This window comes from Caballeronia sp. GAFFF1 (genome assembly GCF_023630705.1).
In the GTDB taxonomy this organism is placed as follows: Bacteria; Pseudomonadota; Gammaproteobacteria; order Burkholderiales; family Burkholderiaceae; genus Caballeronia.
Genome location: NZ_JALQEM010000020.1, coordinates 55857 through 69786 on the forward strand (window position 1 = coordinate 55857; position 13930 = coordinate 69786).

Below are 13930 nucleotides of genomic sequence, written 5' to 3' on the forward strand. Positions count from 1 at the left end.
GTGTCGTTATTTGTCTTCGTCGTCCGCCTGATTTCCGGCGATGTCATCGCGAAAACGCACGTCGGCTGCGAGATCTTCCGCTTCCGCAGCGCGCGACGCGTCCGAATGCGTCGAGATGTAGTCGTAGATCGCGTAGATCAGCGCCTCGCAGCCCTGGCCGGTGAGCGCGGAAATCTCGAACACCGGGCCGTCCCACTCGAAGCGTTCGAGGAAGTCCTTCACGCGCGCCGCGCGCTCGTCTTCCGGCACCATGTCGAGCTTGTTCAGCACGAGCCAGCGCGGCTTCTCATAGAGCGACTCGTCGTACTTGCGCAATTCGTTGACGATCGCCTTCGCTTCCGCGACCGGATCGACGTTTTCATCGAACGGAGCGAGGTCCACGAGGTGCAGCAAGACGCCCGTGCGCTGCAAATGGCGCAGGAACCGGTGGCCGAGGCCCGCGCCTTCCGCCGCGCCTTCGATCAGCCCCGGAATGTCCGCGATCACGAAGCTCTTGCTCGGTCCGACGCGCACGACGCCGAGATTCGGCGCGAGCGTCGTGAACGGATAGTCCGCGATCTTCGGCCGCGCGTTCGAGACGGACGCGATGAACGTCGATTTGCCCGCGTTCGGCATGCCGAGCAGGCCGACATCCGCGAGCACCTTCAGTTCGAGCTTGAGCATGCGGCGCTCGCCCGGCTTGCCGTCGGTCTTCTGACGCGGCGCGCGGTTCGTGCTCGATTTGAAGTGCAGGTTGCCGAGACCGCCCGCGCCGCCTTGCGCGATCAAAACCTGTTGGTTGTGCTCGGTCAGGTCCGCGATGATCTCGCCCGTTTCCTGATCCGAAATGATGGTGCCGACCGGCATGCGCAGCGTGATGTCGTCGCCGCCTTTGCCGTAGCAGTCCGCACCGCGCCCGTTTTCGCCGTTGCGCGCCTGGTGCTTCTTCGCGAACCGGTAGTCGATCAGCGTGTTGATGTTGCGGTCCGCGACCGCGTAGACGCTGCCGCCGCGCCCGCCGTCGCCGCCGTCCGGCCCGCCGAACGGGACGAACTTTTCGCGGCGCATCGACGCGCTGCCATCTCCCCCGTCGCCGGCGATGACTTCGATCCTCGCTTCGTCAATGAACTTCATGCGTTGCTCCGTCCCGTGTTTCAGCGCGATGACTGCCGCGAGTCCACACTCGCTCAGTCGACACGCTATTTTGCCGTGACCGGCGCGTGCCGGGCACTCATATGCTTCGATTCTGTGGGCGCGTTTTTCGGCGCGCCAATGAAAAAGGCCCCGCGAACTTCGCGGGGCCTTTTTTGCGGTCCTGAAGCCCGTGCAGTAAACCTTACGCTGCTGCCGGGACGACGACGACCGTGTGCTTCTTCGCTGCGCCCTTCGTCGTGAACTGGACGTGGCCGTCGGTCAGCGCGAACAAGGTGTGATCCTTGCCGATGCCGACGTTTTCGCCCGGGTGCATGCGCGTGCCGCGCTGGCGAACGATGATGCCGCCTGCATTGATTGCCTGGCCGCCGTAAACCTTCACGCCGAGGCGCTTCGATTCCGAATCGCGGCCGTTGCGGGAAGACCCGCCTGCTTTTTTGTGTGCCATTTGCTATAGCTCCTTGACCGTTGCGCGACGCTTAAGCGTTGATCGCGTCGATGCGCAGTTCGGTGTAGTTCTGGCGATGGCCAGCATGCTTTTGGTAGTGCTTCCGGCGACGCATCTTGAAGATGGTCACTTTCTTGTGACGACCTTGCGACACGACGGTAGCCTTGACGGAAGCCCCACTGACCAGCGGCGTACCGAACTGAATCGATTCGCCTTCGCCTACTGCGAGAACCTGGTCGAGCGTGATTTCAGCGTCAATGTCTGCCGGTATCTGTTCTACTTTCAATTTTTCGCCAACGGCAACTTTATACTGCTTGCCGCCGGTTTTTATGACCGCGTACATTGAGAACCTCACTCAGAATTCGTTTTTCCACGCACCGCGCGGGGAAAACACGAGATTATACATAGGCTTAGACGTCGCGTCAAAAGGCATTGACATTTCGCGCAAGCGCCCGAAGCGGCCCGCCGCAGGCCGTGGCCGCCGCGTAGCCGTCCGGAAAGCGGGGCGCGAAGGACGCCGCAAAGCGCCCGGTCATTCGTCGCCGGTCCGATTCGCCTTATAATCCGCCGCATTACCTCATTTGCCGATCATGTCGTCCACCGCCACTTCCTCCCCCGACGCCGCCGCACTGCTTGCCCCGATCGCCGAGGACATGCAGCACGTCAATCGCGTCATCCGGCAGCGCCTGGCATCAGAAGTGATGCTCATTAACCAGATTTCCGAGTACATCATCGGCGCGGGCGGCAAGCGGCTGCGCCCGGCGCTCTTGCTGCTCGTGGCGGGCGCGCTGGGCGATACGACCGGGCATCGCCATGAACTGGCCGCCGTAGTCGAATTCATCCACACGGCCACGCTTCTGCACGACGACGTCGTCGACGAATCGGACCTGCGCCGCGGCCGCAAGACGGCCAATGCGCTCTTCGGCAACGCGGCGAGCGTGCTCGTCGGCGATTTCCTCTACTCGCGCTCGTTCGAGATGATGGTGAGCGTCGGCAAGATGCGCGTGATGGAAATCCTCTCGGTCGCAACCAACATTATTTCCGAAGGCGAGGTCCTGCAGCTACTCAACATGCACGATCCGGATGTGGACGAAGCGCGCTATATGCAGGTCATCCGCTACAAGACCGCGAAGCTCTTCGAGGCGGCTGCGCAACTGGGCGCCGTGCTCTCGGGTTCGGACGCGCGCACGGAAGCGGCGGCGGCGGAATTCGGCCGGCGCATCGGCACGGCGTTCCAGATCATGGACGACTGGCTCGACTACACCGGCACGCCCGAATCCATGGGCAAGAACGCCGGCGACGATCTGCGCGAAGGCAAGCCCACTCTCCCGCTCATCTATTTGATGGAGCACGGCACGGCGGAACAGGCGGCGCTCGCGCGCGAAGCGATCGAACACGGCGGCACGGATCGCTTCGACACGATCTTCCACGCCATCACCACTTCGGGCGCGTTGGACCACACACTCGAATGCGCGCGAAAAGAAGCCCAGGCAGCGGCAAACGCGATTTCTGCATTCCCCGCTTCCATTTACAAAGAGAGCCTGCTAGAATTATGTTCTTACTCGACGTCGAGGCAGTCTTGAAAGAGACTTTCAAGCCAAAAGCGTCCAAGTAACAGAATTCGGGGTGTAGCTTAGCCTGGTAGAGCGCTACGTTCGGGACGTAGAGGCCGGAGGTTCGAATCCTCTCACCCCGACCAGAATTTTTCTTGAGAAATCAAGACAAAAGCCGTCCACTCACCTGGACGGCTTTTTTGTTTTCCGGCCGTTCTGCGCCACTTCTGCGCCACCGCTTCCCGGCACATCCGGGCACGCGATGGCTAAAACCGGTCGCAACACGTGGTTTCGCTTTCACCAAGGACACCACATGGCCAGCATCGACAACCGCTCCCGCTTCATCGTGCGCGTGCAGAACCGCGACGACCTCGAACGCACCTTCCCCTACAGCAACACGAACAAGGTCACACAGTACGTCGACGACCTCAAGCGCCAGGGCTTCAAGCCTCGCGTCGAGCGGGCCAACGATGCCTACGCGGTCTGCATCCGCCGCAAAGGCTATCCGGAACTGAATCGCACGGTCGGCTCACTGCCGGAAGCCGAGGCCCTCATCAAACAGATTGAGGCGGAACGTGCACGCGGCCTGTTTATCGACTATTCCAAAGCGCACAAGGAGACGTTCGCCGACTGCGTCGTGCGCTACATCCGTGAAGAGTGCGTGCGGCACAAGGGCTTCGAGATGGAGACCTACAAGCTGAACGGCATGCTCGAGGATGCCGGCTGCGCCCGCGTGGACCTAGCGCCGGTCATCGCCGCCAACCTCGCCACCTACCCGCACCTCGAGAACATCAAGCTGCGCACGCCCACTGGCATCCAGGTCCGCAAGGGCTCGAGTGCGCTCGCTTGGCTGAACCTGCCGTTCGCGCAAGTGAAGACGACCGACATCGAAGCCTTCATTCGCGAGCGCCTGGAAGAGGTCCAACCGGCCACCGTCGACCGTGAGCTCGACCTCCTCTCGGCCATCTGCCGTGTGGCTATCCGGACCTGGGACCTGCACATTGCGAAGAACCCCATGGACGGTGTGCGCCGTCCAAAGTATTTCAACGAGCGCGACCGGCGCCTGAAGGCCGGAGAGGAGGCGCGGCTGCTGGCCTGCGCCCGCGACGAAGACCGGCTGCGCTCGATTGAACGCCTCACCGAAGCACTGATGACCGGCGCGCGGGAAGTGGCCGCACGGCTGCCCACCGTCTATCAGCGCAAGGCGCACATCAAGGCCGCGCTCGCGAACTGCCGCGCACAGGCCGAGACAGACCACACCCATGTTCCAGAACTAGAGACCTTTGTGCAGTTCCAACTGATGACGGCCGCGCGCCGTGGCGAGACGCTCAATCTCACGTGGGCGCACGTCGACCTCGACGCGCAGACCGCCTTCCTGCCGCTCACGAAGAATGGTAGGTCCCGCACGCTGCCACTGCGCGCCGAGCTCGTCGACTTGCTCAGCACGCTGCCGCGTCACAGCGACTACGTATTCAACCTCACCGTCGATGACCTTGAGAATAGCTGGACGCGCCTCTGCGCCCGTGCAGGCATTGAGGACCTCCACATCCACGACTTGCGGCATGAGGCCATTTCACGCGTCGCCGAAACCGGGCAGTTCACGCTCATCGACCTCCAGGCCTTCAGTGGCCACCGCGACGTGCGCATGTTGCTGCGCTATGCGCACCTGTGCGCGAGCCGGCTCGCCGCGAAGCTCGACGACGCGTTCCGCGCCGGGCTTGCTCATAAGGGGCGCCGGCGAACGGTCGCGGGCAGCATTTCCCTCGCGGAACTCGCAAATCCGCAGTCGGATATGCCGACGGCCGAGCTTACGGACGGCGCGCAGGAAGTGCCCGACCACCTTCCGCCGGCGCCCGCCAGCAATGTGATTCAGCTGCGCCGCCGCGCTGCATGAAGCTGCGTTGCAGCGCCCACGCCCCAACCAATACAGTTGCTAATGATTTCTTAAGCAATTGTAATTGGCTATCAAGTATCGAGAATCAATTGGACGTTCAAGTTGCGGTCGGCGACGATACGGCCTTCGACCTAAGAAGTGAGCACCGTGCATCCGTCGCCGTTCACGAATCTTCGGGGACGAATGTGGTGACGGCGTCAAGTCACCGCTCCCTTCACTCAGAGGACCATGAGCGCGAAGTGCTCGTTACGGATGACGACACCTCAGAGCAGGATGCCGTCAAGGTACTTCACATGACTGACGTCATCCCTTTGCGTCGATGACGACAACACCGAACTTCATGGCAAGTACCCGTGAGCGAGCATCACCCCGTGGATTTCCGTGGCCCTGAGATTGACGTACCTCCTTAACCACTAATCACGGCAACTCATGGATGACTTCCCAAGCCGGACCTTTTCGGCAAGTGCTTTGCGCCTCAACGCAGACGACATCGACGCTCTCCAGCTCGCGGACATCCGGAGCCACGCCGCCCGGCGCGGCGTGCCCACCGCCTATGTGGCGCCGCTTGCTATGCTGCTCCCACGCCCCGCCGGCGACGATGATGAACGGTGCGTAGTCATTGCACTGCCTCACACTGATGCGAACGATGTCGACGTCTCGGATAAGTGCGCTGCGACCATAGTCGTGGGGACGCCGGAGGGAGGCCGTGCGGCCTGCCTTCTCCTGGCGGCCAACCGGGTCGCGCTCGCCGAGCGCGCGGTCGTTGATGCGAGGCCGCTCGCTCACAAGCGTTTCATTGTCCTGTGGGCTTTCACGAACGCAACGGCCCTGCAGGTCCATGCTTACCACGATGAACTCGAGGAGGCGTTGTGGCTCGCATCGATGGCGGCTCAGAGTCACGAGCGACCCGAGGGCGACGACGAGCCCCCCGTCGATGACCCGCTCATCTGCGTATTTGATGTCTTTGACGTCGGCCTCACGAGTGAGGCTGGGCTAGCAGGCAGGCGCAGCGCGGTTTGCGGCCGGAGCCCCGGCTGACGCTGTACGGAGCATGAACGACTGCAACCGTGGACCTGCAGGCTCGTCTCGCGGATGAGCTGAGCGTCGGTGGACCGCCTCCGGCCCCTCGCGGAAACCCGCCACCGCGACACGGTGAACCGAGACGACAGTGCTCGTGCGGCCGCAGTCTTCGACGGTCAACCGTGTAAGCGCGAATATCTTCTGATTGCTTGACGAATGCGTTATCCGATACCCGCGTCCGCCCGTATAGAGACGAGAATTCTGGCCACAGCGTGGCTTCACTCCACGACAGAGCACTGATTATTGCGCGCGCGGCTACACCGGCCAAGCGGTGCGCCACTATCTGCGCACCACTGATGTGCCGCCGCCCTATCGCAGTCCTTTGAACCCGGGCTTATAAATGTTCCGGAGTGTATCGGCATTCTGGCTTAGAAGCTTGGCTTTCTTGGCACTGAAATCATATTCCGACGACACCGCCTGAGAATTTGCATTCAGATTAGTCAGGTGATACTTGGTGTTATGCAGCTTCCCCCGCGACTCAATCACCACATCTCCCGTTTTAGTCGTAAAGATTGGAATATCAAGTTCGTATAGGATGTCGCGTATTTCCTGACATGGATGTGAATATTGGTTGTCGTAATTTGAGGTGCAAATCGCAACTGTTGGGCGCACCTGTTCAAGGAATTTCTGGGTCGTGATTTTGCTAGGTGCCCCATGGTGCGGCAGCACCAGGATGTCCACCTCACGGCAAAAAATGCGGCAAGCGCGAAGATACGCACCAATTGCGCCGTCCTCAATGTCTCCGAGGCTTGCCACGTTGAACGAGCCGGCCCGGAAAAGCTTCACCGTCGAATTGTTGTTTGAGTTATTCTCGTAAATCTTCTTTGGATGATAGAGGATATTCTGATATCCGAGGTTCCGGCTTTTACCGAGCGACCCGATGTAGCCGGGGTCAACTTTGATGACCGAAACGGACTGCCTGACCGCCGACGCGTCGCGCCGGTAGTCGCGAATGAGCTTTAGGCTTTTACGCGCGCTGTCAGTATGTGGCTCATAGCCAGGGTATTCAATCTTGACTGGCTTCAGATATTGGAGAATCCATTCGAGGTCACCAGGATTGCAATGGTCAATGTCCCAGCTCGTGATATGGAGCACGTCGATTGTCTTTTTTCCGCAGATTGCTAGCTCATGCGTTAACGTCTTGTGGCTATAGGCCTCAGTCCGTCTAGCTTCAATAAGCGTGAAGTGTCCGTCTGCAAAGTAGGAATATGACGAGCCTGCCTCCCCAAGTTGGTAAGCACGGAAGCGGGTCTTGACAGATTTAAGTCCGACCGAATCTCGCACCCGGTCCACAAAAGGATTGGCACTCATAAAGTCCCCGTCATACTGCGTTAGTTCAATGATGCAGACGCCGTTTCCTTGAAAACAGCATTTCATTCCACTTGGCCGTCTCAAACCCGTGTCGTGCAATCAGGTCAAATGTTTCCGGCTTAACCCTTTTCAAGTCGGTCGCCCACGCGGCCGCCTCTTTCACTTGCATAGCTGATAACCAAGCGTCGGAAGACGCTGCTTCCCGGTCCCCGACCCATAGTCTCGATAACGATTCTTCCGGGTCTGAGCCGATTCGGTAATAGCGGCCAAGATTCGGGTTGTCGATGATTGCATTGACGTACGGGCGCACTCTCAAAGCCCGGGACTGGTCCATTAGTATTTCAAGGATGCGGGTGACGCGCGCCGGGTTCCATTGCGCCTGAAGCGAGCGAGCATGAAACGGCGCACCGGCGTCAGAAACAACTAGGTAGTCAAGTCCGGACCTCAGCGTTCGCGTTCCAGTGTCGAAGAGCGGCTCCATCCCAAGGTTGTCATACACCCCGCCATCGATGATGTGTAGGGTCCGATGTGCGGGAGCAACCGGTGTTTCGTCCGCTTCCGAGCCACCCCAGTCCGAACGCCTGTACCACTGAAACTGCGTTGCGTCGAGCCGAAGCGGCCCGACCAGCAGGGGGTAGGCAGCAGAAGCTGCCATCGCAACCGAAAGCGGGAATGCGCTGGCCGAAGCGTACCCGGCCCGGTAGTCGCCGCAGCGCCCCCGCTTGAAGCGGAAGCGGCGCCCCGTTTCGGCCGTCGTCCCGTTAATGGACCAGTCACATGCCGAATCCAGCGCATCCATATGGGTGTCGACGCCCCACGCGCGGGTGATGGCGTCGGCAAGGATGTTGGCCCGCGAAAAGAGGTACCGCCAGTTTGCTGGCCGGCCCAGCAAAAGGCGGCGCGCTTCACGCTCCAGACAAACTGTTGTCAGTAGCTCGCGCAAGCAGGGAAGCACATGGGTGAGATACCGACGCGAACTCGGCCACTTCCAATCGTTGAACCGGTAAACAAGTCCGGTGAGGAGACTTCCGCCAGACACCGATGAGATGGCGACGACCTGCTCGAGCAACATGTTCTCCGCGAGCCACTGAAGCACGCCCGCGTGGAATATCATTGCCCTCGCTCCCCCGCCCGACAGCGCCAGTCCGATTCGCTTACCCATGCCCTTGCGTCCGTGAATGATTGGCGGCCCTGCAACGCACACCATATGTTGTGTTCATTATTACTCAAAACACAACATGTTGTACAGCAATAATCTAAAGCAGCGGTCGCAATCGCTTGGCACGAAGCCGCCCGCGACATTACCGTGCATGCCCAACCTCTCGCTTTTGCTGTGCTCACGGGGCAGGTCTCGTTCGGCGGCCGCAAGAGCCGTGCAGCCGACATGCAGCGACGACGATTTGCGCCGGATACGCGTGATAGGATTCTCGCGGGGTTCGCGCGGGATGCAAATTGACAGGCTGCATCGGAGCTGATGCGTAACAGAAGCTTCAAAATTCGGGGTCTTGCGCGTCGACGGTGTCTTTCCGTCTCCCAGGAAGCAGAAAACATTAAAAAAGCGCGGAGACGGACTTCATATGCCCTTCCTTCCCTACTACGACCATATCGACCCCGGCCAAGGCGGGTCGTCAATGGTGATACCAGAATTGCCCAGGCCCGTGCTGAACCGTCAGCACGTGTTCACGTGCCCGGTCTGCCATCAGAGTTTCGCTTCATACGAGGACCGGTTTCAGCACCGGTTTGAGGCGCATCCCTATCAGCGCCCCCTGCTTGTTCTTGGGGCTCACGAAGTCACCACCCCCCGGTTTGTGGTCACCACGGCGCTCAGCCCCGAACAGATAAAAGCTGTGAATGCTGAGACGTGTCGTCTCGACGGCAAGACCATAACGGCGAAAACGCTTGCACGGCGTCTCGCAGAAGCGAAGTCGGGTTTTTTCAAAGTGGAATTGGCCGGCACACAAGGAAAAATTACGGTCAGCTACGAGATTTCAATCGAAGTCGCCTCAGATGCGCACGCGTTCCTGGTTGAGCAGGAGTTCGCCCGGCTGTACTCACCCGGCGTCGTCTCAGTCGCCAGCGTCAGCGCGTTCATCCGCGCGGCGTCCGAAGCACGCACGGCACGCAGATATGTCGATGGTCTGGCCGCCTACCTCTATGGCATCCTCGCCAAAGACCAGCGTGGAGACACTACGCTTTCACAAGAGCAGGGCCGCGCACGGCTGAACGAGGCGGGTCAGACGTTATCGGAAATTGGCCGCCCACTCGCTGCGGCCGTGGCGGGCATTGTCAGTTTCCAGTCGAACGCCTTTTCGCGAAACGAGCGGCTCGCTGCGGTCCCGCGACTGCAAAGTGCCATGAGCTGGTTTGAGTCGGTGAGGACGAGCGGTCAGCAATTGATTGTGGGCCGGGAGGACGGCCCCATAACACCAAATGCCTGCGTTCCACTCGACAGTGCGACGGACGAAATACTGGCCTGGATGGAGATGCCTCACGACCGCCTTCGCGGCCACACGAAACAGATTGCCAAGCGCGGTCAGCAGGACGACTGGCTTCCCGAGGACCGCATCAAAGCGAAGGTTCTCCTCGCCGCTATCCATGAAACTGAGGGCGACGCCGGGCAAGCGGGCAAGGTCGCCCGCGACTTCCGTCACGACCCGGTCTTCAGCCGGCTGGCCGAACGCCTTATATCTAGTGAGAAAGAGTCATCAGCATGAGCAAGCCCCACCGACACCAAGAGGGTACCCGGACCGCGAACGAGGCCTATCCGGACGGTCCCGAGAAAGACAAGAGCAGTTCGTCTCCGGACAACGCAGGTAAGCCTACCCCGGCGGGTGACGAAAACGCCAAACGGCTCTACTACCGGCCTTTGGAATTTCCGCGCAACGACGCCGCTAGCGAGGGCGCTGAAGGGCCGGACCATGATTCCGCGCACGAAGCGCAAGCGTCGGCTGGCAACGATGTAGGCATCTCACCGGACCATCGTGACGAGAAACATGCCGGCCCAAGCCCACGGCCTGCCCCGGAGCGCCGCCCGCATCACACTGAGCGAGTGACCGAAGCCTCTCCGGTGGAAGTGTCGACTTCCGGCAACAAGAACGACGGGCGCGTCGAGCCGCAGAACATAGCGGAGTTTATCGATACGTTCGTCGGCGGCAAGGCGAAGACCCTCTCGAGCGCAACGGCAAAGCGCCTGATGGGTGCGTCTACTGCCATTGAACCGGCAGTCCGGGGGCAATTGCTGCGACGGGTCCAGGAAACCGACCCAACTCTGGAGAGGACCCGCAAGCTGATGCTGCTGGCCAGAGAAAATCGAACATACAAGACATTGACTCAAGAACTCTTAGAGTTCTGCGTCGAGTGCGTCTTGCTGAATTCTGCAGTCCGTGCCACCGGGATGAAAGCGATGCTATTTCCGGGATTCGGGGACGAAAGCAGCCTCGAGGAAGCTTGGCACCGGCTTCAATCGCTAAGTGTTCCGGAGCGGCCGGAAACTTTGCAGACTGCACAATCGGAAACAGCATCTGAACGTAAGGAGCCTGCGGGTTCCTCAATCAGGACGGACGACCGCTCCGGCGGACAGCGGGGGCCGAAAGACAGCAAGGATAGAACGCCCGGAGGGAAGGCGGCCGCCAGCCGCAGCCGACGGAATGCCCTGCTCTGCTCCGCAATTTGGCGCATGCACCACGGTCAGACAACCTTTGCCGAAACCATGCGCTCCCTTCGCACAACGGTCTTTGCCCTCCGCGAGCGACCGCAGTCGCTGGAAGCCGAGGTTTTCGAAGCAATTGCCACGCTCCCTGAGAGGGAGGACGAACGCGTGGCCTACGTGCTTGAATGGTCGGTCCGCCAGCAGGCGGAGGCGCTCAACAGGCTGGCGGGCGAGACTCGGAAAGCAGAAGCATTGCAGTCCCGGGTGACGGCCACAGAGGAGCAGTTGCGAGTGGCGCTTGAGCGCGCCGAGATGCTCGGGCGGCAGTTGGAGGCCGAACGTACCGCCCGTGCTGCAGCCGACAGGGCCGTGGGCGTGGCCCAAACGCACGGGCAGGCCGACCTCGAGGAAGTTAGGGCGATGTCCCTCCGGGCCATCAGGGACGCGATTGCGCAACTTGACGTCGTGTCTGCCGCACTCAATCGGGAGTTTCCGAAAATCGACAGTGCCCGTGACAAAGTAGATGCGGTAATGGACGCGTTGAAGAACACCAATAACAAACTGGAGGAGGCCTGATGGGGATTGTGGGTTTTGATTTCGGGACGACGAACAGTGTCATGTCCATCATTTCGGGTGAGCGCTGTATCCCGATACTCGACGAGGGTTTCCCTCATCCGTCAGTTGTGTCGTATCGGGGCGGCGAGATTGTGGTCGGGCGGGAGGCGAAAAAGCAGTTGGCCAGCGCGACAGCCGGCGTCATCGGCAACACTGTGAAATCGCCGAAGACGATGCTCGGACAGGCCAGCGTGATGATTGACGGGAACCGCCATAGTCCGAAAATTCTCGTGCGCGACGTCGTCTCGCATGTCATGGCGCACGCACGCTCTGACCGGATTGCCAAACGCAGCGGCGAAGACTTTTCCCGCGCGGTCGTTACCATTCCCGTTGACATGAACGGTGCGCGGCGCCGCGAGCTACGCGAAGCGTGCCGGATGGCCGGACTCAGCGTCTACCAGTTTATTCACGAACCGCTGGCAGCTCTCTACGGTCATCTGCGCGGCCTCCCAGATTTTGCAGCGGAATTCAATCGCCTGAACCGCGAACTGGTGCTCGTGTTTGACTGGGGTGGCGGAACCCTCGACCTTACGCTGTGCCGGGTCACCGATGGCATGCTTGTCCAAGTCGTGAACGACGGTTGCAGTGATGTTGGCGGCGACGTCATAGACGATATGCTCGTCAACGAAATCGAGCGACGGGCACTGGCCAGGCGCGGCATCGTCAGTGAGGTCCGCCGACAGGTCGGTGCGGTCGCTCGACTGCGAGAGGAGGCGGAGCGGGCCAAGATTGCGCTTTCCTCGAAGGACGTCTACTCCGTGCTCGTTCTGGACTATTTCCATTCCGAAGCCGGCGACGTCGACCTCGAGTATCGTCTTACCCGCGAGGAACTGGAGCACATCGTTTCAGCGAAGGTCTCGCATGCGATTTCACGCATCGAAGCGATGCTGCGTGAGGCGTACGTCGAGCCTTCGAGCATTGAATTGTGCCTGGCAACGGGGGGCATGGTGAGCATGCCTTTGATTCAAGAACGCCTGCATGAAATTTTTGGGGCACGTCGCGTCAGAATCTCCGAGCGCGGCAATACGATAATTTCCGAAGGCGCTGCCTGGATTGCTCACGACCGTGCGCGCTTAATGCTGGCCAAGAACGTAGAGGTAGTGGTATCGAGGTCCGCGCATTTTCCCGTTATCCGGGCTGGCACACTTATGCCCCGCGAGGGCGAGGTCCAGCAACTGCCCGAACCCCTGACCCTGTATTGCTGTGACCCCACCGACGGAGTCGCCAAGTTTCAGTTGGCTGCGCCAAAGCGTACCGGAAGGAATGTCCAAGTGACCGACGAGCGAAATCTCCTCGGGCTGCTCGCGGTGACCGTAGATGCGCGTCAACCGCCATTGCTCGAGCGCCTGTTATTGGACGTCGCCATTGATGAGAACCTCATCCTGTCCGCGACCGCCAGTTCGACAATTGCCGGAAAATCGGATTCGCTGGAGCTGCACAACCTCGAATTTGGCCTTAACGTTGGCGGCGAGCCATCGACTGACGGCGCACAAAAACTTGAGAACGAACAATCGAAGGCCCGGCGCAGAGATTCGGTCGGCGCAATCCAGGTCCGCTCGAACATCGCCGCGCGCGCCAACGATTTGAGGTCTGTACCTGGCGAGGTACTCTACAAATCGAACCCGTACTATTTCGATTTGAGGAACTCGCCGCCGCGCGAGCAGGATTTCGAAAAGACCATCTATCAGCCCTGTTCCGCCTGTCGCAAGGTGTATTGCGAATGTGCAGCGCTTCGTGCCCAGACGACAGCGGGCACGACGCCCCACCGACAAGGAAAAGTCTAGACATTCATCGTGTTAGAGCATCGCACAAGTAATCGGACGACCACGGCGGCACTGCCAGCCGCCGCGTCAAAACGCTCGGTCCACACCCTCTCGCGCCCCTCGGCCGGTTCGATGACCGCTGCATTTCAGTGGGCGCGGCTCAACTCATCCCAGCGTCCGTCTTTGAATTCTGCTCGGCGCGGTCGCGTCCAAGCGCATATCCGTCGATGCGGCAGCACGTTCACTGCGCGGCGTGCTTTCGCCGTGTTGCCCAGGAGGGTCCGTCATAGGCGGCACTCCATCTCGCCTGAATCTTCCAGACCGGATGGTCGCCCAGCTCATGTCCAGCTCCCGTGAGCGGGCTATGATTGGACCGCTCCCAGCAGCGCAAGCACTTTGGCTCGAGGCGGTCAAATGCACCGCGACCTAGCATAGCGCTTCGCGCACTCCCTTGTTGATGAGCGTCCGTGAACCGCAAGGGGTCTC

General features: G+C 60.5%; 11 protein-coding genes and 1 tRNA gene. 7 read left to right on the plus strand and 5 right to left on the minus strand.

Going from position 1 to position 13930, the window contains the following annotated elements; translation table 11 throughout:
- Window positions 1-6: 6 nt before the first annotated feature.
- The 3 genes from cgtA to rplU all read right to left on the minus strand — a co-directional run bounded on the left by cgtA (window position 7) and on the right by rplU (window position 1922).
- Window positions 7-1113, minus strand: coding sequence for an Obg family GTPase CgtA (gene cgtA, locus NCR37_RS11300; RefSeq protein ID WP_250473077.1), 1107 nt, complete (start codon window positions 1111-1113; stop codon window positions 7-9).
- 202 nt (window positions 1114-1315) lie between these two features.
- On the minus strand, window positions 1316-1579 hold the full coding sequence (rpmA, locus tag NCR37_RS11305) for a 50S ribosomal protein L27 (RefSeq protein ID WP_175945147.1): 264 nt from the start codon (window positions 1577-1579) through the stop codon (window positions 1316-1318).
- Between the two features lie 31 nt (window positions 1580-1610).
- Window positions 1611-1922 carry a 50S ribosomal protein L21 gene (gene rplU, locus NCR37_RS11310; protein ID WP_008342953.1) on the minus strand — a complete coding sequence of 104 codons (312 nt, stop codon included), beginning with the start codon at window positions 1920-1922 and terminating at the stop codon, window positions 1611-1613.
- Between the two features lie 247 nt (window positions 1923-2169).
- Between rplU and NCR37_RS11315 the strand changes: the two genes are divergently transcribed.
- From NCR37_RS11315 to NCR37_RS11330, 4 genes are all read left to right on the plus strand, one after another.
- Complete coding sequence (locus NCR37_RS11315; RefSeq protein ID WP_250473078.1) at window positions 2170-3162, plus strand: polyprenyl synthetase family protein; 993 nt, start codon at window positions 2170-2172, stop codon at window positions 3160-3162.
- Window positions 3163-3201: 39 nt separating this feature from the next.
- Window positions 3202-3278, plus strand: a tRNA-Pro gene (locus tag NCR37_RS11320).
- 167 nt (window positions 3279-3445) lie between these two features.
- Window positions 3446-5026 (plus strand): site-specific integrase, encoded by a 1581-nt coding sequence (locus NCR37_RS11325; RefSeq protein ID WP_250473079.1) that lies wholly within the window; start codon window positions 3446-3448, stop codon window positions 5024-5026.
- 429 nt (window positions 5027-5455) lie between these two features.
- Window positions 5456-6064 carry a hypothetical protein gene (locus NCR37_RS11330; protein ID WP_250473080.1) on the plus strand — a complete coding sequence of 203 codons (609 nt, stop codon included), beginning with the start codon at window positions 5456-5458 and terminating at the stop codon, window positions 6062-6064.
- A 351-nt stretch (window positions 6065-6415) separates the two neighbouring features.
- Here NCR37_RS11330 and NCR37_RS11335 read toward each other — a convergent pair whose 3' ends face one another.
- Complete coding sequence (locus NCR37_RS11335) at window positions 6416-7417, minus strand: ComEC/Rec2 family competence protein (RefSeq protein WP_250473081.1); 1002 nt, start codon at window positions 7415-7417, stop codon at window positions 6416-6418.
- 25 nt (window positions 7418-7442) lie between these two features.
- Window positions 7443-8579, minus strand: a complete 1137-nt coding sequence (locus NCR37_RS11340; RefSeq protein WP_250473082.1) for a patatin-like phospholipase family protein — start codon at window positions 8577-8579, stop codon at window positions 7443-7445.
- Window positions 8580-8994: 415 nt separating this feature from the next.
- On the opposite strand from NCR37_RS11340, the gene NCR37_RS11345 reads away from it, so the two are divergent.
- Genes NCR37_RS11345 through NCR37_RS11355 form a run of 3 tightly spaced genes read left to right on the plus strand, consistent with a single transcriptional unit; the run spans window position 8995 to window position 13465 of the window.
- Window positions 8995-10131, plus strand: a complete 1137-nt coding sequence (locus NCR37_RS11345) for a hypothetical protein (protein WP_250473083.1) — start codon at window positions 8995-8997, stop codon at window positions 10129-10131.
- Window positions 10128-11642 (plus strand): hypothetical protein, encoded by a 1515-nt coding sequence (locus tag NCR37_RS11350; RefSeq protein ID WP_250473084.1) that lies wholly within the window; start codon window positions 10128-10130, stop codon window positions 11640-11642. The genes NCR37_RS11345 and NCR37_RS11350 overlap by 4 nt, the downstream gene beginning before the upstream one ends.
- Window positions 11642-13465: an Hsp70 family protein gene (locus NCR37_RS11355; protein ID WP_284506846.1), complete on the plus strand. Its 1824-nt coding sequence runs from the start codon at window positions 11642-11644 to the stop codon at window positions 13463-13465. The genes NCR37_RS11350 and NCR37_RS11355 overlap by 1 nt, the downstream gene beginning before the upstream one ends.
- Window positions 13466-13930: the final 465 nt, after the last annotated feature.